General features: G+C 71.5%; 21 protein-coding genes and 2 pseudogenes. 5 read left to right on the forward strand and 18 right to left on the reverse strand.

The window, feature by feature from the left end:
* The first annotated feature begins 251 nt into the window (after positions 1-251).
* Positions 252-3863 (forward strand): choice-of-anchor D domain-containing protein, encoded by a 3612-nt coding sequence (locus OG552_RS16840; RefSeq protein WP_329133750.1) that lies wholly within the window; start codon positions 252-254, stop codon positions 3861-3863.
* Positions 3864-3934: 71 nt separating this feature from the next.
* Here the strand turns inward: OG552_RS16840 and OG552_RS16845 are convergent, their stop codons facing one another.
* The 4 genes and pseudogenes from OG552_RS16845 to OG552_RS16860 form a co-directional block, all read right to left on the reverse strand.
* Positions 3935-4618, reverse strand: a complete 684-nt coding sequence (locus OG552_RS16845; RefSeq protein WP_329133752.1) for an NADPH-dependent F420 reductase — start codon at positions 4616-4618, stop codon at positions 3935-3937.
* A gap of 19 nt (positions 4619-4637) precedes the next feature.
* A pseudogene (locus OG552_RS16850) lies at positions 4638-5774 on the reverse strand (ATP-binding SpoIIE family protein phosphatase); the annotation flags it as partial.
* 213 nt (positions 5775-5987) lie between these two features.
* A pseudogene (locus OG552_RS16855) lies at positions 5988-6611 on the reverse strand (ATP-binding cassette domain-containing protein); the annotation flags it as partial.
* A gap of 25 nt (positions 6612-6636) precedes the next feature.
* Positions 6637-7032 (reverse strand): SsgA family sporulation/cell division regulator, encoded by a 396-nt coding sequence (locus OG552_RS16860; protein WP_329133754.1) that lies wholly within the window; start codon positions 7030-7032, stop codon positions 6637-6639.
* Positions 7033-7401: 369 nt separating this feature from the next.
* Here OG552_RS16860 and OG552_RS16865 point away from each other — a divergent pair, with 369 nt between their 5' ends.
* Entirely contained in the window at positions 7402-9294 is a 1893-nt protein-coding gene (locus OG552_RS16865) for a discoidin domain-containing protein (RefSeq protein ID WP_329133755.1), read from the forward strand.
* 79 nt (positions 9295-9373) lie between these two features.
* Here OG552_RS16865 and OG552_RS16870 read toward each other — a convergent pair whose 3' ends face one another.
* Positions 9374-10027: a uracil-DNA glycosylase gene (locus OG552_RS16870; RefSeq protein ID WP_329133757.1), complete on the reverse strand. Its 654-nt coding sequence runs from the start codon at positions 10025-10027 to the stop codon at positions 9374-9376.
* Positions 10024-10632 (reverse strand): hypothetical protein, encoded by a 609-nt coding sequence (locus OG552_RS16875; protein ID WP_329133759.1) that lies wholly within the window; start codon positions 10630-10632, stop codon positions 10024-10026. Before OG552_RS16875 ends, OG552_RS16870 begins: the two co-directional genes overlap by 4 nt.
* Before the next feature lie 168 nt (positions 10633-10800).
* On the opposite strand from OG552_RS16875, the gene OG552_RS16880 reads away from it, so the two are divergent.
* Positions 10801-11343, forward strand: a complete 543-nt coding sequence (locus tag OG552_RS16880) for an NUDIX domain-containing protein (RefSeq protein WP_443070948.1) — start codon at positions 10801-10803, stop codon at positions 11341-11343.
* On the opposite strand, the gene OG552_RS16885 is transcribed toward OG552_RS16880, so the two are convergent.
* From OG552_RS16885 to OG552_RS16940, 12 genes are all read right to left on the reverse strand, one after another.
* The gene (locus tag OG552_RS16885; protein ID WP_329133761.1) at positions 11340-12314 is read right to left on the reverse strand and encodes a D-2-hydroxyacid dehydrogenase family protein; all 975 of its coding nucleotides are present in this window, start codon (positions 12312-12314) and stop codon (positions 11340-11342) included. The two genes, OG552_RS16880 and OG552_RS16885, sit on opposite strands and share 4 nt — an antisense overlap.
* Positions 12314-13189 carry an alpha/beta fold hydrolase gene (locus tag OG552_RS16890; RefSeq protein WP_329133763.1) on the reverse strand — a complete coding sequence of 292 codons (876 nt, stop codon included), beginning with the start codon at positions 13187-13189 and terminating at the stop codon, positions 12314-12316. The genes OG552_RS16885 and OG552_RS16890 overlap by 1 nt, the downstream gene beginning before the upstream one ends.
* Positions 13186-13578: a cupin domain-containing protein gene (locus tag OG552_RS16895; protein WP_329133765.1), complete on the reverse strand. Its 393-nt coding sequence runs from the start codon at positions 13576-13578 to the stop codon at positions 13186-13188. Before OG552_RS16895 ends, OG552_RS16890 begins: the two co-directional genes overlap by 4 nt.
* 37 nt (positions 13579-13615) lie before the next feature.
* Positions 13616-14266: a carboxymuconolactone decarboxylase family protein gene (locus OG552_RS16900; RefSeq protein WP_329133767.1), complete on the reverse strand. Its 651-nt coding sequence runs from the start codon at positions 14264-14266 to the stop codon at positions 13616-13618.
* Positions 14267-14270: 4 nt separating this feature from the next.
* Positions 14271-15140, reverse strand: coding sequence for an SDR family NAD(P)-dependent oxidoreductase (locus tag OG552_RS16905; RefSeq protein WP_329133770.1), 870 nt, complete (start codon positions 15138-15140; stop codon positions 14271-14273).
* A gap of 100 nt (positions 15141-15240) precedes the next feature.
* Positions 15241-16971 carry a thiamine pyrophosphate-binding protein gene (locus tag OG552_RS16910; protein WP_329133772.1) on the reverse strand — a complete coding sequence of 577 codons (1731 nt, stop codon included), beginning with the start codon at positions 16969-16971 and terminating at the stop codon, positions 15241-15243.
* A 57-nt stretch (positions 16972-17028) separates the two neighbouring features.
* A complete protein-coding gene (locus OG552_RS16915) occupies positions 17029-18003 on the reverse strand; it encodes an NAD(P)-dependent oxidoreductase (RefSeq protein WP_329133774.1) in 975 nt (324 codons plus the stop codon).
* Positions 18000-19229, reverse strand: a complete 1230-nt coding sequence (locus OG552_RS16920) for an ABC transporter substrate-binding protein (RefSeq protein ID WP_329133777.1) — start codon at positions 19227-19229, stop codon at positions 18000-18002. Before OG552_RS16920 ends, OG552_RS16915 begins: the two co-directional genes overlap by 4 nt.
* 181 nt (positions 19230-19410) lie before the next feature.
* Entirely contained in the window at positions 19411-20352 is a 942-nt protein-coding gene (locus OG552_RS16925; protein ID WP_329133779.1) for an ABC transporter permease, read from the reverse strand.
* Positions 20349-21197, reverse strand: a complete 849-nt coding sequence (locus tag OG552_RS16930; RefSeq protein ID WP_329133781.1) for an ABC transporter ATP-binding protein — start codon at positions 21195-21197, stop codon at positions 20349-20351. Before OG552_RS16930 ends, OG552_RS16925 begins: the two co-directional genes overlap by 4 nt.
* Positions 21194-21733 carry a 3-isopropylmalate dehydratase gene (locus tag OG552_RS16935; RefSeq protein ID WP_329133783.1) on the reverse strand — a complete coding sequence of 180 codons (540 nt, stop codon included), beginning with the start codon at positions 21731-21733 and terminating at the stop codon, positions 21194-21196. The genes OG552_RS16930 and OG552_RS16935 overlap by 4 nt, the downstream gene beginning before the upstream one ends.
* Positions 21730-23007, reverse strand: a complete 1278-nt coding sequence (locus OG552_RS16940; protein ID WP_329133785.1) for an aconitase/3-isopropylmalate dehydratase large subunit family protein — start codon at positions 23005-23007, stop codon at positions 21730-21732. Before OG552_RS16940 ends, OG552_RS16935 begins: the two co-directional genes overlap by 4 nt.
* 299 nt (positions 23008-23306) lie before the next feature.
* On the opposite strand from OG552_RS16940, the gene OG552_RS16945 reads away from it, so the two are divergent.
* Together OG552_RS16945 and OG552_RS16950 are read left to right on the forward strand one after the other, a co-directional pair.
* Positions 23307-24080, forward strand: coding sequence for an SDR family oxidoreductase (locus OG552_RS16945; protein WP_329133787.1), 774 nt, complete (start codon positions 23307-23309; stop codon positions 24078-24080).
* A 162-nt stretch (positions 24081-24242) separates the two neighbouring features.
* Positions 24243-24911 (forward strand): GntR family transcriptional regulator, encoded by a 669-nt coding sequence (locus OG552_RS16950; protein WP_329133788.1) that lies wholly within the window; start codon positions 24243-24245, stop codon positions 24909-24911.
* The last annotated feature ends 38 nt before the right edge of the window (positions 24912-24949 follow it).

Consider the following 24949-nt stretch of genomic DNA (forward strand, 5'->3'; position numbering starts at 1 on the left):
GCCGCAGCATCGAATCTTGCAGGAGAAAGTTACTGATTCGGCAAAGCCGCGCACGGATATTGCGCACCGGTGTCCGCGAGATTACGGTTCCCCTTGCGTTGCCGCCCCTCCCGCACTCCCCTGCACCCGGCCCGCGCACCACCCCCCACCCCCCACCGGCCCGCGTACGGCCGCGCCACGCCGCTCCACCCCCCGCTTGACGGCGGTGCCACCTGTGCAGGCCCGGCATTCCGCGTCGAAAGGAGCACCCGATGTTCCCGTCGTTCCGAGAACTCAGCAGACTCGGCCGCTACCGCAGAGGCAGAGGTCAGCGCAGGCTCAGGCTCAGGGTCAGGAAGGCGGTGGCCGTCGGCGGCGTCACCGCGCTGCTGTCGGCCGCCGGCGTCCTCGCCCTCTCCGCACCGGCCGCCGTCGCCGCGGCCACCGGCGGAAACGGCGCGAGTCTGCCGTACGTCGAGGTCCAGGCGGAGAACTCCGCCACCAACGGAGCGGTGATCGGCCCGAGTTTCACAGCCGGCCAGCTCGCCGACGAGGCGTCGTACCGCAAGGCCGTGACCTTGCAGGGCACCGGCGCGTACGTCTCCTTCACCACGCCGGTGGCGACCAACTCGATCGACTTCCGGTACAGCATCCCGGACGGTGCGGGCGGCGCGGTCTACACCGCCCCGCTCTCGCTCTACATCGACGGCGTCAAGCAGCCCGACTTCACCCTGACGAACGCGTACAGCTGGTACTACGGCAGCTACCCGTTCACCAACTCCCCGGGCAGCAACCCGCACCACTTCTACGACGAGGCGCACCGGCTGCTCCCGCAGTCCTATCCGGCCGGCACCACCTTCAAGCTGCAGGTCGACGCGGGCGACACCGCGTCCTCCTACACCCTCGACTTCGCCGACTTCGAGCAGGTGGGCGCGGCCCTGCCGCAGCCCTCGGGGTCGGTCTCGGTGACCAGCAAGGGCGCCGACGCGAGCGGCGCCGGTGACTCGACCGCGGCCTTCAACGCGGCGATCAGCGCGGCCGGCGCCGGCGGCACGGTGTGGATACCGCCGGGCACGTACAACATCCCCGGGCACATCGCGGTCAACAACGTGACGGTGGCCGGCGCCGGCATGTGGTACTCCACGGTCACCGGTACGGCGCCCGGCTTCTACGGCAACTCCGCGCCGTCCCCGAGCAGCAATGTGCGTCTGCAGAACTTCGCGATCTTCGGCAACGTCCAGGAGCGCGACGACTCCGCCCAGGTCAACGGCATCGGCGGCGCGCTGAGCAACTCGACCGTCTCCAGCGTCTGGATCGACCACCTCAAGGTCGGCGCGTGGATGGACGGACCGATGGACAAGCTGACCTTCACCGGGATGCGGATCCGCGACACCACCGCCGACGGCATCAACTTCCACGGCGGCGTGACCAATTCGACGGTCACCAACAGCGAGATCCGCAACACCGGTGACGACGGCATCGCGACCTGGGCGGACTCCGGGCTGGGCGCGGACGCCAACGACACGATCTCCGACAACACGGTGGAGACCCAGATCCTCGCCAACGGCATCGCCATCTACGGCGGCCACGACAACACCGTCAGCGGCAATCTGGTGCAGGACACCGGCCTCGCCCAGGGCGGCGGCATCCATGTCGGGCAGCGCTTCACCTCCACCCCGGTCGGCACCACCACGATCTCCGGCAACACCCTGATCAGGGACGGCAGTCTCGACCCCAACTGGCAGTTCGGCGTGGGCGCGCTGTGGTTCGACGGCAGCCAGGGCGCGATCACCGGACCGATCAACGTGACCAACGCGCTGATCCAGCAGAGCCCTTACGAAGCGGTCCAGTGGGTCGAGGGCACGGTCAGCGGGGTCAATCTCAGCAATGTGACCATCGCCGGCGCGGGCACCTTCGCCCTGCAGGAACAGACCGGCGGCGCCGCGACGTTCACCAATGTCACGGCCACCGGGATCGGCGCCTCGTCACCGGTCTACAGCTGTGAGGGCGGCAACTTCCAGGTCACCGACGGCGGCGGCAACTCCGGCATCAGCGGTACGCCGCTGTGCGGCGGCTTCCCCGCCCCGGTCTTCCCGCCCTACCCGCCGACCGGGGTGACCGCGAACCCGAGCGCGCTCAACTTCGGCTCGGTCGCCACCGGTACGACCAGCGCGGCGCAGACCGTCACCGTCAGCAACCCGACCGGCGCGGCGGCGGCGGTCGCCGCGGTCTCCACCGGCGGTGACTTCTCGCAGACCAACACCTGCGGCTCGTCGATCCCGGCGAACGGCTCGTGCACCGTCAGCGTCAGGTTCGCACCGACCGCGAACGGTGACCGCAGCGGCACCCTGACCGTCAACGCGGGCGGGAACACCAGCACGGTGAGCCTGTCCGGGACCGGCATCGCGCCGGGACCGGTGCTGAACACCAACCCGGCGAGTCTCTCGTTCGCCGGCACCGTGGTCGGCTCACCGGCCGCCACGCAGACCGTGACGGTGACCAACTCCGGCACCTCGGCGGCCACCGTCTCGGGCGTCACGGCGACCGGTGACTTCAGCCAGACCAACAACTGCGCGGCGCTCGCGGTCGGTTCGTCCTGCACCGTCACGGTCGGCTTCAAGCCCACCGCGGGCGGCGCCCGCAGCGGCAGCCTGACCGTCACCAGCAACGCCAACAACAGCCCGGCCACTGTCGCGCTGAGCGGCAGCGGCATCGACAGCACCACCGACATCGCGGCCGGCCGTCCGGCGACCGCCAGTTCCGGCAACGCCCCGTACGTGGCCGCGAACATCACCGACACCGACGCCTCGACGTACTGGGAGAGCGCCGCCTCGTTCCCGCAGTGGGCGCAGGTCGACCTCGGCCAGAGCTACAGCGTCGGCAAGGTCACTCTCCGGCTCCCGCCGTCGGCGGCATGGGCGACCCGCACCGAGACCCTGTCGGTCCAGGGGTCCACCAACGGGACGGACTTCGCCACGCTGGCCGCCTCGGCCGGGCGCACCTTCGACCCCAGTGCCAACAACAACACGGTGAGCATCACCTTCACGCCCGGCACCGCCCGGTACGTACGGGTGAACATCACCGCCAACACCGGCTGGTCCGCGGCCCAGTTGTCGGGTCTCCAGGTCTTCCCGAGCGGGGGCGGCACCGGCCCGGCCACCGGAACGCTGACCGCCGACCCGGGCTCGCTCACCTTCGGCAGCCTGGCACCGGGCAGCACCAGCGCGGCGCAGAGCGTCACGGTGACCAACACCGGCACCGCGGCGGCCGGCGTCTCCTCCGTCGCCACCAGCGGTGACTTCACGCAGACCAACACCTGCGGGACGTCGGTCGCGGCGGGAGCCTCGTGCACGGTGAGCGTGAAGTTCACGCCGACCGCGGCAGGTGCCCGCACCGGCAGCCTCACCATCACCGGCAACGCGTCGAACAGCCCGACCACGGTCGCGCTGGCGGGCACCGGCACCGGCACGGTGAGCACCAATCTGGCGGCCGGGAAACCGACCAGCGAGTCCAGCCACGCCGACGTGTATTCCTCGTCGAATGTGACGGACGGCAACCAGAACACCTACTGGGAGAGCGCCAACAACGCCTTCCCGCAGTGGGTGCAGGTGGACCTCGGCTCGGCGCAGAGCGTCTCCCGCGTCGTGCTGCAGCTCCCCGCCACCTGGGGCGCCCGCAACGAGACGTTCTCGGTGACCGGCAGCACCGACAACTCCGCCTTCACCACCGTGAAGGCGTCGGCCACCTACGCCTTCACCCCGTCCGGCAACACCGTCACCATCACCTTCCCGGCGTCCTCCCAGCGCTACCTGCGGGTGAACGTCACCGGCAACACCGGCTGGCCGGCCGGCCAGTTCTCCGAGGTGCAGGTCTGGAACGTCTGACCTGACCGCCCCGTGCGCGGTTCCCGCCCTCCGTCGGGGGCGGGACCCGCGCACGTCAGGAGAGCGACCTGTCAGACCTTCGCCGCCGCGAGGGCGGCCTTGATCTCGTCCGCGGAGGCCGGGCCCGCGGGCACCTCCATGAAGTTCGCCACCGAGCCCTGCGCGTACGGCGGCCCGTAGGCCGGGGTGCCCGGCTCGAAGCGGCGGCCCTCGTCGAGCGGTCCTGCGTCCACCGCGTCATACCCCAGCAGGTCCAGCAGCTCGGTGGCGTGCGCCTTGGCGTCCGCGTCGTCGCCCGCGATCGGCAGCGAGGTGCGGTCGGCGGCACCGGCCGGGCGGGGCAGGGCCGCGAGGTGCTTGAAGAAGATGTTGTTGAACGCCTTCACCACGTGCGCATCGGGAAGGTGGTCCTGGAGCAGCCGGCTCGTGGTCTTCTCGCCCGAGTCGAGCGCGGCGATGTCGCCGTCGCGCTGCGGGTAGTAGTTCCCGGTGTCCAGCACCGTCTTCCCGGCCAGCGGCTCCTGCGGTACCTGCCCGATGGCCCGCACCGGGATGGTCACCACCACCCAGTCCCCGGCCGCCGCGGCCTCGGCCGCGGTGCCCGCACGGGCCCGCGGGCCCAGCTCCGCCACCAGGCCGGCGAGGGTTTCCGGTCCCCGCGAGTTGCTGAGCACCACGTCGAGGCCGGCGTCCACGGCCAGCCGCGCGAGGGTGCTTCCGATGTGTCCACTGCCGATGAGTCCCAAAGTCGCCATACAGACGGGAACGATCTCTTCAGCGGATGTGTTCCGCCGCGGTGCCGCTCAGCGGAAGCCGCTGCTCCGCCCAGATGATCTTTCCGCCGGGGGTGTACCGCGTCCCCCAGTGCTCGGCGAGCTGCGCGACCAGGAACAGCCCCCGGCCGCCCTCGTCGGTGGTGGCCGCGTAGCGCAGGTGCGGTGAGGTGTTGCTGGCGTCCGCGACCTCGCAGATCAGCGTGCGCTCGCGGAGCAGCCGGACGTGGATCGGGCCGGTGGCGTACCGGATCGCGTTGGTGACCAGTTCGCTGAGGATCAGCTCGGTGGTGAACGCCAGGTCGTCCAGCCCCCACTCGGCCAGCCGCCGGGTGGCGTCCTCACGGACCGCCCCGACGGCGGCCGGGTCGGCGGGGACGTCCCAGTCGGCGGTGCGGTCGGCGGGCAGCACCCTGGTACGGGCGATGAGCAGGGCTATGTCGTCGCGGGGGTTCTCCGGCAGCAGCGCTTCGAGCACCGACCTGCAGGTCTCCTCGGGCGTACGGCCCGGCCCGGTCAGCGCCTTGCGGAGCAGTTCCAGGCCGACATCGATGTCCCGCCTGCGGTCCTCGACCAGACCGTCCGTGTAGAGCACCAGGCGGCTGTCCTCGGGCAGTTCCCGCTCCACCGACTCGAAGGGCAGGCCGCCGAGGCCCAGCGGCGGGCCGGCCGGCACGTCGAGGAACTCGACGCTGCCGTCGGGGTGCACCAGGCCGGGCGGCAGATGGCCGGCCCTGGCCAGCTGGCAGCGGCGGGTGACCGGGTCGTAGATCGCGTAGAGGCAGGTCGCGCCGGCGATCGGGGCGCCGCCGGCCGGCTCCTCGTCCTTGTCGATCCGGCCCACCAGGTCGTCGAGGTGGGCGAGGAGCTCTTCGGGCGGCAGGTCGAGCATGGAGAAGTTGTGCACCGCGGTCCGCAGCCGCCCCATGGTCGCGGCGGCGTGCATGCCGTGCCCCACGATGTCGCCGACGACCAGTGCCACCCGCGCGCCCGGCAGCGGGATGACGTCGAACCAGTCGCCGCCGACGCCGGCCTGCGCGGGCAGATAGCGGTAGGCGACGTCCAGCGCGTCCTGCTCCGGCAGCCCGTGCGGCAGCAGGCTCTGCTGGAGGTTGACGGCCGCCGCGTGGTTGCCGGTGATGGCCGAGTCGAGCTGCTCCTGGGTGGTGTACTTCGTGTCGAAGACGCCGCGGTTGCGGCCGACCCGCAGCACCGCGACCCGGTCCGCGACCGACCGCACCTCGTCCATCTCATGGCTGACCAGGAGCACGCCGAGGCCCTGGTCGCGCAGCCGCTGGACGAGTTCCAGCACGATGGCGGCCTGGCTGGGGCCGAGCGCCGCGGTGGGCTCGTCGAGGATGACGAGTTCGGGTTCGCCGATCAGCGCCCGGGCGATGGCGACGCCCTGCCGCTGGGCGGCCGACAGGGAAGCGACCGGCACCCGCAGGCTGGGGACGCGGACGGTCAGCGATTCGAGCAGCACCCGGGAGCGCTTCTCCATCCCGACCTCGTTGAGCATGCCGAAGCGGCGCAGCGGCCGGCCGAGGAAGAGATTGTCGACGGTGTCGAGGTTGTCGCAGAGCGCGAGGTCCTGGTGGATGGTGGCGATGCCGAGCTGCTGGGCGTCCAGCGGGCGGCGGATATCGACCGGCCTGCCCTTCCACTCGATGGTCCCGGTGTCCGGCGGGAAGACCCCGCAGATCGCGTTGACCAGGGTGGACTTGCCGGCGCCGTTGCTGCCGACCAGGCCGACCGCCTCACCGACACCGATCTCCAGGTCGACCTCGCAGAGCGCCTGTACGGCGCCGAACCGCTTGGAGACCCCACGCACGGTCAGCAGGGGACTGCCGCTCACGGGAACCACCTCCAAGACCGGGCCGGTCCTGTGCACGCCGGCGTGAGACCTGAGTTTGCCCGGGAGAGCCGGCAAGCGCACCGGGGACGCAGAGAAAAGTCCCGGGAAGTGCGAAGTCACCGCCGTACGAGGGGGATACGGGCGGTCACGCCTCTTCCATGATCGTCGCCAGTTCGGCGTCCAGGCTCCTGGCGATGTGCGGCTCGTCGTGCGAGGCGAAGGCCCGTACCCGGCTGACGAAGAACCCGATGTCCCGTGCCGGGAAGCGCACCCGGGCGCCGAAGGAGGTCGCGAGCACCACCTCGACCAGCGGCTCCGCGCCCCGCAGGGGACGGACCCTGATGTCGCCCTCCCCGGCCGGGCCGACCAGGCCCTGGCTGAGCAGTTCCCAGGCGAAGGTCCAGCCGACCGCGACGCCGTCCGGTCCGCGCAGCACCATGTTCACCGCGAGGCAGTCACGCGGCCGGTAGACCAGGTCGGCGGTCACCACGGCCGCTTCGTCGCCCGGCAGATCCACGCATCCCGTTGTTCTGACTTCCACCGGACCACTCCCTCCCCACCCGCACCGGCCCGCGGTCTGTCCGTGGCCCGCAGTTCAAGCAGCGTCTGTCCAGCCGCCGGCATTCCAAACAAGGCTGCCCCGGCGGTTTTCGCGCGCGGTGCCCTCTCGCACGTGGCGGCCACCAGGTGGAGCCGCCAGGTGCCGCGGGCGGGGCCAACCCGGGTAGCACACCCTCAAGTCGCCCCGGCCATCCCAATGTTCCGTAAACGTTGCCGGGTCCCTTGACAGGGCTCGGAGCGGAGGAACACTCTCCTGAGAGCGCTCTCACACACCTCACCCCCCACTCCAGCGCGCCCCGTTCCGGCCGGACGTGACGCGCTGAACCCCCACAGAGGAGAAGGAGTACGCATGTCCACCTCAGGCACGCGGCTACGGCTGCCGCGCCGCAGGCCCGGCAAACGGTTCACCGTCGGGCTGGTCGCGGTCGCCGCCGTCGCGGCGGTCGCCCTCGCGGGCTCGCCCGCCGCGACCGCTTCCCCCTCGGCGGCGTCCGGGTCCTCGGCGCCGGCCGGCTCATCAGCAGCGTCCGGCTCGTCAGCAGCGTCCGGGTCGTCCGCGCCCGCCGGGTCCACGCCACGGCAGGCCGCCGCCGTACAGCCGAACACCGTGCCGGCCGCCCCGGCCGGCTTCAGCACCACCTGGAGCGACGACTTCAACGGCGCCGCCAACACCGGTCTGAACACCGACACCTGGCGGTACGACGCCGGCGAGGGCTGGACCTTCGGCACCGGTGAGATCGAGACGATGACCAACAGCACCGCCAACGTCTACCAGGACGGCAGCGGCCACCTGGTGCTCAAGGCGCTGCACTCCGGCACCGACCCGAACACCAACTGGACCTCGGGCCGGGTCGAGACACAGGCCGACGGCTTCGGCGCGCAGCCCGGCGGCGTGGTCCGGATGCAGGCGTCCATCCAGCAGCCGAACGTCACCACCGCCAACGGGGCAGGATACTGGCCCGCGTTCTGGATGCTGGGCTCCCCGCTGCGGGTCGGGGTGCCGTGGCCCGGCTCCGGCGAAGTGGACATCCTGGAGGACATCAACGGCCGCAGTTCGGTCTTCGGCACGCTGCACTGCGGTGTCGGCCAGGGCGGTCCCTGCAACGAGACCAGCGGGGTGGGCAGCGGCGAGCACGCCTGCGCCGGCTGCCAGACCGGCTACCACACCTACGCGGTGGAGGTCGACCGCTCGACCTCGCCCGAGCAGATCCGCTGGTACCTCGACGGCGCCAACTACTTCACCCTGAACTCGAACCAGGTCGACGCCACCGCGTGGGCGAACGCCGTCGACCACAGCTTCTACATCATCTTCGACCTGGCGATCGGCGGCGGCTTCCCGGCCGCGTTCGGCGGCGGCCCCAACGCCGCGACGGTCTCCGGCGGTCAGATGAACATCGACTACGTGGCCGTCTACAACAAGGCGCCGGCCGCGGCATCGGGCACCAACATCGCCAAGGGCAAGCCCACCACCGCCTCTTCGACCGAGAGCGCCCAGTTCCCGGCGTCCAACGCGACCGACGGCGATGTCACCACCCGCTGGTCGAGCGGCTTCTCCGACCCGCAGTGGCTCCAGGTCGACCTCGGCCAGAACTACAACCTGACGCACGCCACGGTCACCTGGGAGGCGGCCGCGGCATCGGCCTACCAGTTGCAGACGTCCACCGACGGCACCAACTGGACGACCGTCTACACCAACAACAACAGTCCCGCCGACATCCAGGACACCGCACTGAGCAGTACCGGCCGCTACGTTCGGGTCTACGCGACCAGCAGAGCCTCGCAGTACGGCGACTCGCTCTACGAACTCGCCCTCTACGGAACGCCGTCGTCCGGCGGCAGCAACCCGGGCGGGCCCACCACCCTGCTCTCGCAGGGCAGGACCGCGACCGCGTCCTCGACCGAGAACGTCGGCACCCCGGCGTCCGCGGCGGTGGACGGCGACACCGGCACCCGCTGGTCGAGCGCCTTCTCCGACCCGCAGTGGCTCCAGGTCGACCTCGGCGCCAGCCACACCATCAGCCAGGTCGTCCTCAACTGGGAGACCGCCTACGGCAAGGCCTTCCAGCTCCAGACCTCGGCCGACGGCACCAACTGGACCACCGTCTACTCCACCACCACCGCGACCGGCGGCGTCCAGACCATCCCGGTGACCGGCTCCGGCCGCTACGTGCGGCTGTACGGCACCGCCCGCAGCACCCAGTACGGCTACTCGCTCTGGGAGTTCCAGGTCTTCGGCAGCTGACCGCGCCCACCCGGCCGGTCGCCGACCCGGTGACCGGCCCCTGTGCCCCGGCCCGCCCCCGCGGTGGGCCGGGGCACTGTCAATCCCCTTCTTCCCGGCCGGCGTTGAGCGCGGCGAGCTGCTCGGTGAAGATCCGGGCGCCGCCCTGCGCGGGGTGGCGCACCGCGGGCGCGTCGATGCCCGCCGCGGCCAGCGCGCCCTGGGCCTTGCGGCCGACCGCGACCAGGCTCGTGATGCCGTACACCGCGGCCAGCGCCAGCGCCACCGGGGCGCCCGCGGCGACCTCGGCGGCGCGGGGCGTGCGGTTGGTGAGCGGGTCCCCCGGCACGTACGGGTGGTGCGGGTAGATCCCCCAGAGCAGCGGCTTGCGGCCCCGCCACCCGGCGAGCGCGCCCCACACCGCCGCCGAGGACGCCTCCCACTGCGCGGCCGGGTCCGCCGGCACCTCGAACCCGTCGCCCTCCGGCCGGCCGGTGAGCGGCCCCGGACGCGTGGTGAGCTGCCGCACGCTCATGAAGGGCACGCCGGTGACCGTCATCCCCCGGTAGCCGGGCGCCTCGGCGACCAGCAGCACCTTCGGGGCGATCTCCCGCATCAGCTCCAGATAGTGGAGCAGATTCCGGCTCCGCAGCGGCCCGGGGTCCTGCGGCCCGTAGAGCGCCTCCGCGTCCGGCGGGGCGGGCAGCGCGCGTACGGTCTCCAGGAACCGGTGCAGGTCCGCGCTCGCCGTCACCCGAGGTCGTCCGCGAGTGACAGGGGCCGCCGCAGGGCGGTCTGCAGCTCGGCGGTCCGCTCGGCGGCCAGGCCGAAGCGGGCGTGCCGCAGCTCGGCCGCGTGGTCCGCGATCAGATCGAGGTCGCGCAGCTGACGGCGTACGTCCTCGGCGCGCAGTTCGTCCGGGTCGTCGGCGAAGTCGTCGTCGTCCTGGGCGACTTCGTCGATCGCTTCGAGGGCCCGGCCGCTGGCGAAGACCGCGAAGTCGGTGCAGCCGTGGAGATGGCAGAGGGCGGCGTACAGCACCGCCGCCGCGGCCGACTCGTCGGCGTCGTCGGAGCCGTCGGGCCCGTCGTTGTGGCAGTGCTCGCTCAGGTAGTACGTCCCGAGGCCGTGCTTCACCGTCCGGAACGCCGCCCTGTCGCCGAGCGCGCCGGCCCACACCGCGTCCAGCAGCCCGCGCTGCCCGAGCGTGTACGCTCGCTGCTCCGCCGCCGGCAACTGCTCGTGCGCCCGCAGCAGCCGCTCCGCCACCGCCGCGGCGAACACCGTCCGCTCCCCTTCCGAAGCAGCGCCCAGCCGCTCCGTGACCTCCCCGTGCAACGCCTTCCACACGTGCGCCACCAACCCGTTCTCACCTCTCCGCGTCGAACCCGGCCCATCCACCCGTACGCAACGGCACGCTACGCGCCCTGTCCCTCCCCCGACCTCCCAACACGTGCCCCACCACCCGCTTCAGGCCCCGGCGACGGGGGCGTCAGGCCCGGGGAGGTGTCATCGGGCCTGCTTAACATGCTCGGAAGGCTGGGTGATGAAGGGGACGGTGGAGTGCGGGTGCCAAGCGGAGCGGAGCGGGCGGGGGCGCTGCCGGCGGCGGTGGGCGGGATGACGCTGCTGGTGGCGGCGGTCATCGTGCACGACCTGGCGGCCGGACGGGTGGTGCTGCTGCGGCGGGGCGAGAGGGCGAAGTTCGGGCAGGGGATGTGGGACCTGCCGTCGGGGAAGAGCGACCCGGGGGAGGCGGTCACGGCCACCGCCGTGCGGGAACTGGCGGAGGAGACCGGACTGGTGGTGCGCCCCGGCGCGCTGCGGCTGGTGCACGTCATCCACGGCGCGTGGGGTGTGGAGTCGCCGAACGGCTTCCTCACCGTGGTGTTCGCGGCGCACGAATGGAGCGGGGAACCGGTCAACACCGAACCCGGCAAGCACGACCGGGTCGGCTGGGTCCCGGTCGGCGCGCTCCCCGAGCCCTTCGTCCCCTCCACCGGCCGCGCCCTGCGCGGCTACCTGGCCGGCGAGAGCGCCCCGGGGATCTCGGAGCACGGCTGGCCCTAGGTGTATTGCCCGGTGAGCGGGCGGACCGGGGCTGTCGGGTCGGTGAGGAAGGCCGCGATGTCCTCGACCGCGTCGGCGTAGAAGATCCGGTAGGTCTTCTCGGTGACGTACCCCATGTGCGGGGAGAGGAGCGTGCGGGGAGCGGTGCGCAGCCAGTGGCCGGCCGGGAGCGGCTCGGTGTCGTAGACGTCCAGCGCCACGCCGGCCGGGCGGGAACCGGTGGTGAGGGCGGCGCGCAGCGCCTCGGCATCCAGGATCGGGAAGCGGGAGGTGTTCACCAGGTACGCGTCCTCGCGCATGGCGGCCAGTTCGGGCGCGCCGATCAGCCCGCGGGAGCGGTCGCTGAGCACCATGTGGACGGTGACCACCTTCGCACCGGCGAAGAGTTCCTCCTTGGACACCAGCCGGGCGCCGTGTTCCGCGGCCCGCTCGTGCGTGAGGTTCGGGCTCCACGCGACGACGTCCATGCCGAAAGCCGCACCGATCGTGGCGACCCGGCCGCCGAGCCGGCCCAGGCCGACCACGCCGAGCACCTCCCCGTCCAGGTCCTGCGCGATGGTGGACTGCCACCCGCCGGCCCGCATCCGGGCGTCGGCTGCCCCCACGTCACGCAGCAGCCCGAGGATGAGCGCCCAGGTCAGCTCGGAGGTGCCGGGCGAGTGCGCCCGGGTGCCGCACACGGTGATGCCGAGGTCGGCGGCCGCGGCCAGGTCGAAGGAGGCGTTGCGCATCCCGGTGGTGACCAGCAGCCGCAGCTTCGGCAGCCGCTCCAGCACCGTGCGCGGGAACGGCGTGCGCTCACGCATCGCCACGATCACCTCGAACGGGGCCAGCGCGGCGACCAGTTCGTCCTCGTCGGCGATGTGCCGGTCGAAGCAGGTCACCGACGAGCCGGGCAGCTGCCCGGACCAGTCCGCCATGGCCGGGGCGACCTGCTGGTAGTCGTCCAGCACGGCGATCGATACGGACACTACGGCTTCTCCTTCGCGGTGACCTGCCGGAGGAACTCCACCGACAGCTCATTGAATCGTGCCGGGTACTCGATCTGCGGGAAGTGCCCGCACTCGTCGAAGATGTGCAGGCCGGCGTCCGGAACGGCGGCGTGGATCCCCGCGGCCTCCGACACGTCCCCCATCGGGTTGTGCCGGCCCCAGAAGACCAGGGTCGGTGCGGAGATCCGGGCCATCCGCTGCGGCGTCAGCAGATTGCGCGCCCGCACCTCGGGGTCCTGCATGCACAGCAGGTGCGGCAGGGCCTTCTGGAACGCGGGCCGGTGGTAGATCTCGTAACGCACGTCGACCAGTTCCTCGTCCACGCTCCCGGGGTCGTAGAGGAGGCCGGCCAGCCGCTCGCGGGTGTAGCGGCGCTCCGGGCTGGTGACGGCGAGCGTGGTGGTCTCCCGGATGCGGCGCATGATCGCCGGCACCGCCCGGGTGCCGCCGGAGGCGACCAGTTGCAGGCTGCGGACCCGCTCCGGGTGCACGCCGGCGAACCACGCCGCGACCCAGCCGCCCAGTGACTCACCGACCAGGTGCACCCGGTCCAGGCCGCGCGCGTCCAGATAGTCGAGCAGGTGCTGGACGTAGTCCGGGACTTCGCAGTCGTGCTCGGCGGAGTCGGTGAAGCCGTGGCCGAGCATGTCGACGGCGTGGGCGGCGAATCCGGCGTCGGCGTAAGCGCGCACATTGCCGGCCCAGACCTCCAGGTGGCTGCTGGTGCCGTGCAGCAGGACGACGGCCTCGCGGGCGCCGGCCCCCTCGACCCGCAGGGAACGGGTCCGCACCCCGGCGGCGTCGACGAACTCCACGGCGAACGGGCCGTCCGACAGCCGGGTCCAGATGCTCATACGACCGGCCTCGCGAAGGGCTCGCCGAGCTGCGGGGCGGGGGCCTCGATCGCCAGGTGGACGGTCTCGGCGTCGGTGTCGTTCCAGTTGCGGTGCGGGACGTTCTTCGGGAAGACGACCAGGCTGCCGGCCGGCGCCTGCTGGACGGCGCCGTCCACCTCGACGGTCATGGTGCCGGCCAGTACGAAGAAGACCTGCTCGACGACGTGGGTGTGCAGGCCCTCGGGGGAACCGCCGCCAGGCGGGGTGCGGATGTACTTGACGGCCACGCTGTCGGCCCCGCTGGTGCGGTCGAGCAGTTTCTGTGAGAGCCGCTCGTCGGGGGCGAGGGCGGCGAAGCGCGCGAGGTCCACTGGGCGCACGTAGGCGAATCCGGGTTCGTCGGTCAACGGTCTGTTCTCTCTCTCGGAGCCGGTCGGTCGGGTCTCACGGTGCCGCGGGCGGGTCGGACGCCCTCGGTGGCCAGGGTACGGAGGCGCCTTCGGGGAGCGGGACCTCGAAGGCGTTGAGGACCATCGAGCTGAGGCAGTAGTAGCCGGTGAGGCTGACCAGTTCCACCAAGGGCCGCTCGCCGAGCAGCGCCAGCGCGGCGTCGTACCGCTCCCGGTCCACCGCGCCGGTGTGCACCAACTGGTGGACGAAGGCGTGCACGACCCGGTCGGCGTCCTTGTCGAAGCCAGGTTCTGCCTTCCCCGCCGCGATGTCCCGGATCGCCGCTTCGGGCAGGCCGGCGTTGCGGCCGTAGAGGTCGTGCCGCAGCCAGGCGAAGTCGGCGTGCCAGCGGGCCGCCACCGTGAGGATCACCAACTCCCGGTGGCGGGGCTCCAGTTCCGAGTCGTAGCGGAGCAGGGCGCCGAGTCCCGCCACCGCCCGTCCGATCCGGGGGCTGCGCAGCAGCACGTCGAACGGCCCGGTCAGAAACCCTTCGGGCCGTACCGCGGTGGCGCCCCGCGGGCCCTGACCCAGCTCGTCCCACATCTCCCGCTGGGCCTTGGTCAGCCGGCCTTCCCGCAGGGGTTCGAGCCGGCCCCGTACGCCGGTGCCCGCGCTGCCGCCGCTGTCCGCCGCCGTTCCCATGCCGTCAGGCCACCGTCGCCGCGGCGGCCTCGGCGGCCTTCTTCTCCTCGGCCACCTCGGCGGGGGAGGGCTGGCGGCCGATCTGCTGGCTCTGGCCGCCGTCGACGGGCAGCGAGACGCCGGTGATGAACGACGCCTCCTCCGAGGCGAGGAAGGTCGCGGCGTAGGCGATGTCCCAGGCGGTGCCCATCTTGCGCCGCAGCGGCACCTCCTTGTCGCGCTGGGCGACGACCTCCTCGAAGCTGAGGCCGAACTTCTTCACCCGGTTCTCCACCGCGGTGGGGGTGTTGAGCAGGCCGGGGAGGATGACGTTGCAGCGCACGCCGTACTCCGCGTTGCGGATCGCCACGTGGTTGCTGAGCGCGACCACCGCGGCCTTGGAGGTCTTGTAGCCGACGTACGGGTAGTTGTTGAAGGCCGCGGCGGAGGAGATGTTGATGATCGAGCCCGACCCCTGCTTCCGCATGATCGGCAGCACGTGCTTGATGGTCAGCACCATGCCCCGCAGGTTGATCGCCATCACCCGGTCGAAGGACTCGATGGTGATGTCGGTGATCGTCGCGTCGCCGGCCGCGATGCTCACGCCCACGTTGTTGTGCAGGATGTCGATGCTGCCCCACAGTTCGTAGGCGGTACGCACCGCGGCGACGACGGTGTCCTCGTCGGTGACGTCGGCCTCGAACGCCTCAGCGGTGCCGCCCTCCGCGCGGATGGCGGCGACCGTCTCCTGTGCGCCGGCCTTGTTGATGTCCACGCAGAAGACCTTGGCTCCTTCGCGGGCGAACATCAGGGCGACGGCCTTGCCGTTGCCGACCGTCCGCCCTTCCAGCTGTCCCGCGCCGAAGATGATGGCGACCTTGCCTTCGAGCCTCATGTCCTGCTCCTTCATGGGTGATCGTGGTGGTGCACGGTGGTGAGGGAAGGGGGCGGCTGCGGCCCCGGGCACAGCAGCCGCCCGGTCCTGTGGCCCCGCCCTATCCCATGAGCGGGGTGCGCAGATCGGTGAAGGTCTGCTCGGTGGAGACGTCGACGACCACCAGCGCCGGGCCGTCCGCCTTGAGCGCGTCCGCCAGCGCCGGTGCCAGTTCGCCGGGTTCGGCGACGTGGAAGGCGTCGAAGCCGATGGCCCGGCCGATCGCGGTGTAGTCGAAGGCGTGCAGGGTGGACTTGTACTCCTGCTCGCCGCGGGAGCGCTGGCTGTGCTTGACCCAGCCGAGGATGCCGTTGTTGAGCACGACCACCACGAACGGCAGCTTCTCCTCGACCGCCGTCATCAGCGCGGCCAGCGACATGGAAAGACCGCCGTCGCCGCAGACCGCGACGACGGTACGGTCCGGGTCGGCGGTCTTGACCCCGATCGCGGCCGGGATGGCGTAGCCCATGCCGCCGGCGCCGGCCGGCTGGAGGTAGCCGCCGCCGGCGCGGGACTCGAAGTAGCGGCACATCAGCAGCCGGTTCTCACCGGCGTCGGCGCAGATCACCACGTCGTCGGGCAGCGCCTCGCGCAGGCCGGCGATGGCCCGCTGCGGGTGGATCGGCACCGCGGTGGAGCCGGCCTCGATGGCGTCCTGGCCGGCCGCCGTCCGGCGGGCGGCCAGGACCGCGCCGCGGGCACGTACCGCGGAACCGGCGACCGGCTCGGCGGCCAGCGCGTCCAGCAACGCCCCCAGCGCGGCGCCCAGTTCGGCGACGATCACCTCGGAGGTGGGCATGGTCCAGCCCGCGTTGAGCTCTTCGATGTCGATGTGGATGATCCGCTGCCGGGCCGGGTCGATGAGCTCGGGCGCCTCCAGCGCGGTGTCGCTCGGGCCGAGTTTGCTGCCGAGGACGAGCACGGTGTCGGCGGCACCGAGCGTGTCGTTGGCCAGTGGCACCCCGAAGTTGCCGAACACCCCGGCGGCCTGCGGGTGTTCCTCCGGGAAGACACCCTTGCCGCCGGACGTGGTCACCACCGGGGCACCGGTTGCCTCGGCCAGCCGCAGCAGCGCGGCCTCGGCGCGGGCCGCGCGTATCCCGTTGCCGGCCAGCAGCACCGGGGCGGAGGCGGTGCGCAGAGCGTCGGCGGTGGGCGCCATGTCGGGCCGGGCCGGGCCCTGCTGGGTGAGGTAGCCGCGGCTGGAGTAGAGCCGCGGTACGGAGTCGGGGCCGACCTCGCCTGCCAGCGCCGCGGAGTGGAAGAGCACCGCGACCGGTCCTGGCTGCCCGGCCAGCGCGTGCTTCACCGCCAACTGGACGCTCTGCACGGCCGACACCGGGTCGTGCGCCTCCAGCACCAGTTTGGTGATGCCCTTGAAGGCCAGCCGCGCGTCCCAGCTGCCGTACTCACCGGTGGCGGACTGGTAGGGCGCGTGCTGCGAGAAGGGGGCGCCGTCGCTCAGGTCGCCGAGCAGCACCAAAGGGGTGCCGCTGAAGAGTGCTTCGAGCGTGCCGACCACACCCTGCCCCATCAGCCAGCTGCCCTGCGCCATCGCCACCGCGACCTTGCCGGTGTGCCGGGCGTACGCCTCCGCCGCCGAGGTGGCGTACGCCTCGTTGCGGACCAGCACCGAGCGGATGGTGCCGGTGTGCGCGGCCAGCGCGCTGTGGATACGGCCGGTGTTGCCGCCCGACATTCCGAAGACGGTGTCCACGCCGGCGTCCTCCAGGGCACGGACGATGGCCTCGGTGACGTGCACCGGTGACGGGACGAGGGGTGACGCTGGCATGAGAGGGCTCCTCACAGAGGGTCGGAGGGGGCCGGTTACGGCCCGTGGTCGGGACAGTCAGTGCCGGGGCGGGCCCGCGCCCGGCATCCCGGTGGCGAGCAGCGCACCGGCCAGCGCGTCCACCGCCGCGGCGGCGCTCTGCTCCATCACCAGGTCGCTGTAGCCGCCGTTGTGCGGCGACAGCACCACATCGCGCCGGGCCAGCAGCGTCCGCAGCAGGGGTGAGGGGGCCGGCGGCTCCTGCGGGAAGACGTCGAGCGCGAGCGCGCCGAGCCGTCCCCCCGCCAGCGCCGCCGCCAGCGCGGCCTGGTCCAGCACCTCTCCCCGTGCGGTGTTGACCAGGACCACCCCCGGCTTCATCAGGGCGAACTCCCGCTCGCCGAGGAGCGACCTGGTCTCTTCGGTGAGCGGTACGTGCAGGCTGATGAAGTCCGCGGCGGCGAGGAGTTCGTCGAGCGGCACGGTCCGCACGCCCGGCTCGCCGACCGCGCCGCCGCCGCGGCGGTGCACCAGGACGTCCATGCCGAAGCCGCGCGCCTTGGGCACCATCAGCGAACCGATGGCGCCGTAGCCGATCAGGCCGAGCGTGCGGCCGCCGAGGTGGCGGCCGGAGAACCGGGTCCACTCCCCCGCCCGCATCGACGCGTCGGCCTCCGGGATCCGCCGGGCGGCGGCCAGCAGCAGCCCGAAGGCGTACTCGGCCACCGCCGCGGCGTTCAGACCCGGCAGCGAGTCGACCCGCACGCCGAACTCGGCCGCCGCCGCGGTGTCGACGTTGTCGAGCCCGGTGCCGATCCGCAGCACGTAGCGCAGCTTGGACGCGGTCTCCAAGAGCCGGCGGTCGACCGGCTGGAGGCCGACGACCAGGCCGTCGATCTCCCGCAGCACCGCGTCCCAGCGGTCGCGGTCACCGCCGAGCGCGTCGTAACCGGGCAGGTCGAGGACGATCTCGACGCCGAGTTCGCGCAGCCGGCGCATCGACGCCTCGCTCGCGGCGACGATCCGGGAGAGCAGCGCGATCCGTACCGTCACGGCGCGTTCGGCGGGACGGTCGGCAGCTTGATGGTGCCGCTGACGCCCGGGATCGTGAAGTCCACGGCCTGCTTCTTCACCGCGGCGATCTCGGCGTCGGTCAGCTGCGGCACATCGGCGTTGGAGTAGATCTTGCTGGTGTCCACCGTGCCCGGGTCCTGGTCGGTCAGGATCTTCATGTCCTGGGTGAACTCGTCCGGGTTGATCTGGCCGTACGTCCCGCCGGCCGCGGGGTTCTTGATCAGCTTCTGGCGCAGCAGCAGCGGCAGCGTCAGGTCCTCGATCTGCTTCTCCAGCGACTCACCGGGCTTGCCCAGCGTCGGGTACATCTTGAGCATGATGTACGCCGCCGCCTGGGGGTTGTTCTCGACGAAGATGTCGCCCTCGGTGGTGCAGCGGGCGAACGCCTGGTACTTCGCCTTGTCCTTGGCCATGTCGTCGGAGTTGGCGATCGCCATGATGCCGGAGACGTTGAGGTACGGCGGCTTGCCGTCCACGGTGAGGAACTTCAGCTTGATGCCGGCCTGCAGGATGGTGCCGAAACCGACGTCGTAGTAGAAGAGGCCGGCCACCTTCCCGGAGTCCAGCGCCTGCCCGGAGGCGGCGCCGGTGCCGGTGGCGATGATCTTCACCTTGTCCGGGTCCACGCCGTTCTGCTTCAGCAGCGCCTTGAGCGCGGTGGAGCTGCTGTCGGAGAGGACGTCGACGCCGACGGTCTTGCCCTCCAGCTGCTTGAGCGAGGTGATGTCGCTGTCCGGCTTGACCGCCAGGCCGTACTTGAACGGGTAGTACAGCTGGTAGAAGGCGGTCAACGGCAGCCCGCCGCCGGAGGAGTTGATGGTCTTGAGCATGTTCAGGTACTGGTCGCTGCCCGGGACGCCGACGTCGACGGCGCCGCGGTGCATCGCGGCCGTCAGCTGCGAGGGGTTGGTGGTGACCACGGTGGAGAACTTGTAGCCGTACCGCTTGTAGCAGCCGGTGTACTGGCCGATGGCGTAGTTGGCGCTGAACACCGTGACCGCGGGCGACGGAATGCCGATCTTGATCGGCTTGAGCGGGCTCCCGTCGGCGGCCGTGCCGCCGCCCCCGCCGCCCGAACCGCCGCAGGCCGCGGCGGTCAGCGCGACGGCCGAGGTGATGGCGAGCGCCGCGACGATCCGGCGGCTGCGGCGGCGCGGGCGGGCGCCCGCGGCTCGGCGTGGGTCTCTGCCCTCTTCTTTCGACACGGGGAGGCACCTCTCTGTGCTCGGTACGGGTCTGGTGGTGCGGTGCGCGCGGCTGCGTGCGCTGTGTGCGCTGTGTGCGCTGTGCGCGGCTGCGTGCGATGTGCGCGGCTGCGTGCGATGTGCGCGGCTGTGTGGGCTGCGTGCGCTGTGTTCGGCTGCGGCTGGGGCGCCGCCGGGCCGGTCAGCCGCCGGCGTTGGTGGCGCGGAAGTCCTTGTCGGAGGTGGCCTCCCAGAAGACGACCCGGCGATGGGCGAACCGCACGATGGTGTTGAGCAGATAGCCCACGACCGCGAGGATGATCAGGGTGGCGAAGGTCGCCTGCGTGTCGGAGTTGTTCTGGAATTGCGAGATGAGGACGCCGACGCCGTCCTGCGAGCCGCTCATCTCGGCCAGCACCGCGCCCAGGAAGGCGTAGGTGATGCCGAGTTCGAGGCCGGTGAAGATCCCGGGCAGCGCGCTGAAGAGCCGCACCCGCCACAGTTGCTGCCAGCGGCTGCCGGAGAGCGACCGCACCAGGTCGATCCGGTCCTGCTCGGCGGTGACCACCCCTTGCAGGGTGTTGACCAGCACCGGGAAGAAGACGAAAAGCACGACCAGGCTGGTCTTGGCGGTGAGTCCGAACCCGAACCAGGTGGCGAGCAGCGGCACCAGTGCGACCTTCGGCAGGCTCTGGATGGCCACCAGATACGGGTACAACAGCCGCTGCACCAGCCGGAATTCACCGGCCGCGATGCCCAGCACGATGCCACCGCCACCGCCGATCGCGAAGCCGAGCAGGGTGGCCTTCATGGTGGCGCCGAGCGCCACCCACAGCCCGCCGGTCATCGTCGGGTCGGCCCACACCAGCGAGGTCAGCGCGTGCCAGACCGAGCGCGGCGAGGGAATGATGTAGGGGGCCGGCGAGTACACCTCGATGGCGAGCTGCCAGACCGCCAGGCCGGCGATCAGCGCGAGCACCAGATACAGCGCGGTGACACCGGCGCCACGGGCCTTGCGCAGCCGCCGCTTGCCCACGGACGGACCGGCCTGCACCGGGCGGCCTGCGGCGGCCGGTCCGGCCGCACCGCCGGAACCCCCGTCGGCCTTGGTGCCTTTGACAGCGGACTTCGTTGTCACGCTCACGACTCCTCCCTGATCGCGTCGCCTTCGAGGACGTGCCGGATGGTGGCCGTCAGCGCCGCGGCGTCGGCCGGTCCCTTGTCGAGGCTGCGCGGGCGCTCGGCCCCGGGGGTGAACTCCGAGATGATGCGGCCGGGCCGGCGGGACATCACCAGGATCCGGTCGGCGAGGAAGACCGCCTCGCCGATGCTGTGGGTGACGAAGACGACCGTCTTGCCGGTGGCCATCCAGATCGCCTGCAGTTCGTCCGACATCCGCTCGCGGGTGAGGGCGTCGAGCGCGGCGAACGGCTCGTCCATCAGCAGCAGATCGGGGTCGTGGACGAGCGCCCGGGCGATCGAGGCGCGCTGCTGCATACCGCCGGAGAGCTGCCGGGGGTACTTCTCCTCGAAGCCGGCCAGGCCGGTCATCTCCAGCAGTTCCATGGCCCGGGTCCTGGCCTGTGCCTTCGGCAGCCGGAGGATCTTGGCGGGCAGCATCACGTTCTCGACGATGTTCAGCCAGGGCATCAGCGTCGCCGCCTGCGGGACCAGGCCCACCTTGCGGTCGGCCTTGCCGATCGGCCGGCCCTGGAAGTCGATCTCGCCCGAGGTGGGTTCCGTCAGTCCGCACAGGATCCGCAGCAGGCTGCTCTTGCCGCAGCCGGAGGGACCCAGCAGGGCGATGAACTCGCCCTGCCTGATGGACAGATCGATGTCGCTGAGCGCCTCGACGTAGGTCGCGTCGCGGGACCAGTACCGCAGGGTCATGCCGCGGACCCCGAACTGCTCGTCCGGCGAGTGCCGGACGGCGTAGGGCGGGATGTCCAGCGGGGCCTGCGCCCGCGCGGTCACGGAATCCGCACTCATGCCCCGGTCTCCTGTCCCATGTAGCCCTCGGCCCTGAGCTGGACGTACGCGCCGCCCACGGCGATGGTCTCCAGCAGTGCGGCCGGCATCGCGGCGCCCTGCGCCCGTTGGCCGGTGGTGACGTTCTCGAAGCGCCCGCTGCCGATGTCGACGCTGACCGTGTCGCCTTCGGTCACCATGCCGAGGACGCCGGGCAGTTCGAGCGCGGGCATCGCGTAGCTGACGCAGTTGCGGAAGAAGATCTCCGAGATCGACTCGCCGACCAGCGCGACGATGCCCAGCTGGGCCAGGAGCGTGACGGCCGGCCGGCTCGACCCGGTGCCGAAGTTGCGGCCGGCGATGAGGATGTCGCCGGGGCGGACCTGTTCCGCCCAGCCCTCCCGGACGGTCTGCAGCACCAGCATCCGCTGCTCGTGCGGGGGGAGGTCGTACCCCCGGCGGGGCATGATCGAGTCGGTGTTGATGTAGTCCTGCGGCATCACCCAGCAGCGGCCGGTGATGTCGTGGACGTCGCGGCGCGTGACGGTGGCGGTCACCGGGCCACCTCCAGGTCGAGCGCTTCGAGGTACGGCATGGGGTCGGTGACGTAACCGGTGAGCGCCGAGGCTGCCACGGTCGCGGACGAGCCCATGTAGATCTTCGCGTCGGCGCTGCCCATCCGGCCGCGGTAGTTGCGGGTGCTGGAGGTGATGCAGGTCTCGCCGGGGCCGAGCACACCCATGTGGCCGCCGGAGCAGGCCCCGCAGGTGGAGCTGGTGACCATCGCCCCGGCCTCGGTCAGCGTCTCCACATAGCCGGCCTTGACCGCCTCCAGGTACACCGACTGGGAGGCCGGGGTGACCAGGAAGCGCACATGGCCGGCGATCTTGCGGCCGCGCACGATGTCAGCGGCGATCTTGAGGTCGGAGAGCTTGCCGTTGGCGCAGGAGCCGACGAACGCCTGGTCGATGCGGACCTTCTCGTCGCCGACCTGGGCGGCGGACTTCACGTTCTTGTTCATCGCGTCGGGCAGTGCCACCGAGGGGCGGACCGCGCTGAGATCGACGGTGTGCACCGCGTCGTACTCGGCGTCCGGGTCGCTGTACACCGGGGTGTAGACCCGGTCGGTGACGGTGGAGACGTAGTCGAGGATGAGCTGGTCGGCGGGCATCATCACGAAGTTGGCGTTGAGCTCGGTGCACATCGTGGAGAGGGTGGCCCGGTCGTCGAGCGACAGGGAGCCGAGTCCGTCACCGGCGAACTCGACGTCGTGGCCCTCCTGGCTGCCGTACTCCTGCGCTATGTGCAGGAACACGTCCTTGCCGTACGTCCCGTAGGGCAGCCGCCCCTCCAGCCGGAAGAGCACGGTGGGGGAGACCTTGTACCAGGTGCGGCCGGTACAGACGAGCTGCACGATGTCGGCCATGCCCAGGCCACGGGCGGCGGCGTTGAGGACGCCGGCGGCGCTGGTGTGCGAGTCGTTGCAGGCGATCAGCTGACCGGGCAGCGCGAGCCGCTGTTCGAGGATGATCTGGTGCTCGATGCCGCCGCGGCCGATGTCGGAGAAGTACCTGAAGCCGAGCCGCTCGCTGTGCTCCCTGGCCCGCTTGTGGGCGGTGGCCGCCTTGACGGTGGGGGCCGGGATGGCGTGGTCGAGGAGGACCGCGACCCGTTCGGGGTGGGCGACCTTGAGCAGATCGTCGGGCAGCCGCTCGGCGGTCTTGTAGAAGACGCTGTCCGCCATCACCACGAGGTCGACCTCGGTCACCACCAACTGGCCCGGGGTGACCGTCTTCTCGCCGCTGTGTGCGGCCAGAACCTTGTGCGCCATGGTCATTCCCATAGATCAACCTCTCGAACGAGCCGGAAAACGTGCGCTGTTGGTCGAACCGGACGGCGTCAGGTCACATGTGTTCGCGCTGATCACACATCGGGTCACATCGGGTCGGGTCGCCCGGGAGGTGGCTGGAACCCCGTCGGCCATCTCGGATTCCATATCTGATGTCTGGTACGCTAAGGGCCACCGCACGAGCCGTCAAGACTCAACGTCATCACCCGACAAGAGCCCGCAATCTGCTCGTAACCGGTGGGACGGAAGAGCATCAATCGCTATAAAAGGGGAGGGCCCGGATGGACCTCGGACTGAAGGGCCGGGTGGCTCTGGTCTGCGCCTCCACCGGCGGTCTCGGGCTGGCCAGTGCCCAGGCGCTGGCCGCCGAGGGCGCCGCGGTGGCGGTCTCCGGCCGCCGGGCCGACCGGGCCGCCGAGATCGCCGCAGGACTGGAACGGGCGGTCGGCATCGGCGTGGACCTCACGGCGGCGGGCGCCGCCGACACCCTGGTCGACGCCACCACCGAAGCCCTCGGCCCGGTGGACGTCCTGGTCCTCAACGGCCCGGGGCCGGCGCCCGGCACCGCCGCCGACCTCGGACCCGAAGACGTCGGGCAGGCCGTCGCCCGGCTCGTCGCGGTCCATGTCGCCCTGGTCCGCCGGGTGCTGCCCGGCATGCGCGAGCGCGGCTGGGGCCGGATCGTGGCGATAGGTTCCAGCGCGGTGGCCGCGCCGCTGCCCGGCCTCGCCGCGTCCAACACCGGCCGGGCGGCGCTGGCCGCCTACCTCAAGACACTGGCCGGTGAGGTGGCCGCCGACGGCGTCACGGTCAACATGGTGCTGCCGGGCCGGATCGCCACCGACCGGGTGGCCTTCCTCGACCGCCGGGCGGCCGAGCGCACCGGCCGCAGCACCGACGAGGTCCGGGAGGCTTCGGTGGCGACGATCCCCGCACGCCGGTACGGCAGGCCCGACGAGTTCGGTACGCTCGTAGCCTTTCTCAGCAGCACCCGCGCCTCATACGTCACCGGCTCCACCGTCCGTTGCGACGGCGGAGTGATCAGCGGTGTCTGAGGTGGCAGCCACGGACTTCCCGCGCCGCGGGCCCCGTACGCACCTGTGCGGGACGGCGGCACGGAGCACGAGTGACAACCACAGCACACAGAGCAGGACGGACACGGCCGGCCGCCCCGGCCGCACAGCTGCCCGACGACAGTGGAGGAGGGTCGAAACACCATGACCACAACAGCGGTCCAGCCGGTCGGCCTCCGACCGCAGAGCCTGACCGAGATCGCGTTCGACCGGATCCGGGACGCGATCGTGAACCGGACCCTGCAACCCGGCACCCGGGTCAGCGAGTCGATGCTGAGCGAGATGCTGCAGGTCAGCAAGACACCCGTCCGGGAGGCACTGCTGCGGCTGTGCCACGTCGGGCTGGTGGAGCCCAACACCCGGGGCCTGCGGGTGATCATGCCCAACCGGGACCTGATCCGCGACGCCTACGAACTGCGCAGCGGCCTGGAGGCCGGCGCGGCCCGTACCGCCGCCGACCGGGCCGACGCCGCCCAGCGGCAGGCGATCGCCGGCGCGGCCAAGAACTCGCTGGACTCCGCCCGTTCGCAGGACACGGCGGGTTTCAGCCAATGGGACACCAGCTTTCACAGTGTGGTGGCGCAGGCGACCGGCAACCGGCTGCTGTCCAAGGCGGTCGACGACTCGCTGGTCCTCGCCTTCACGCTCCGCTCCCGCGACGTGCTGACCCTGGACGACTCGGTGCACTGCGGACAGCAGCACGTCGACATCGCCGAGGCCATCAAGGCCGGTGACGCCGAAGCGGCGGCGCGGGGGATGCACGACCACATCACCCAGGTGATGGCGACGGTGCTCGCGGCGGCCGACAAGTAACGCCCGTCGCCCGTCGCCGGGGGCGCCGCCCAGGACGC

It is taken from the genome of Streptomyces sp. NBC_01476 (genome assembly GCF_036227265.1).
Lineage (GTDB): Bacteria > Actinomycetota > Actinomycetes > Streptomycetales > Streptomycetaceae > Actinacidiphila.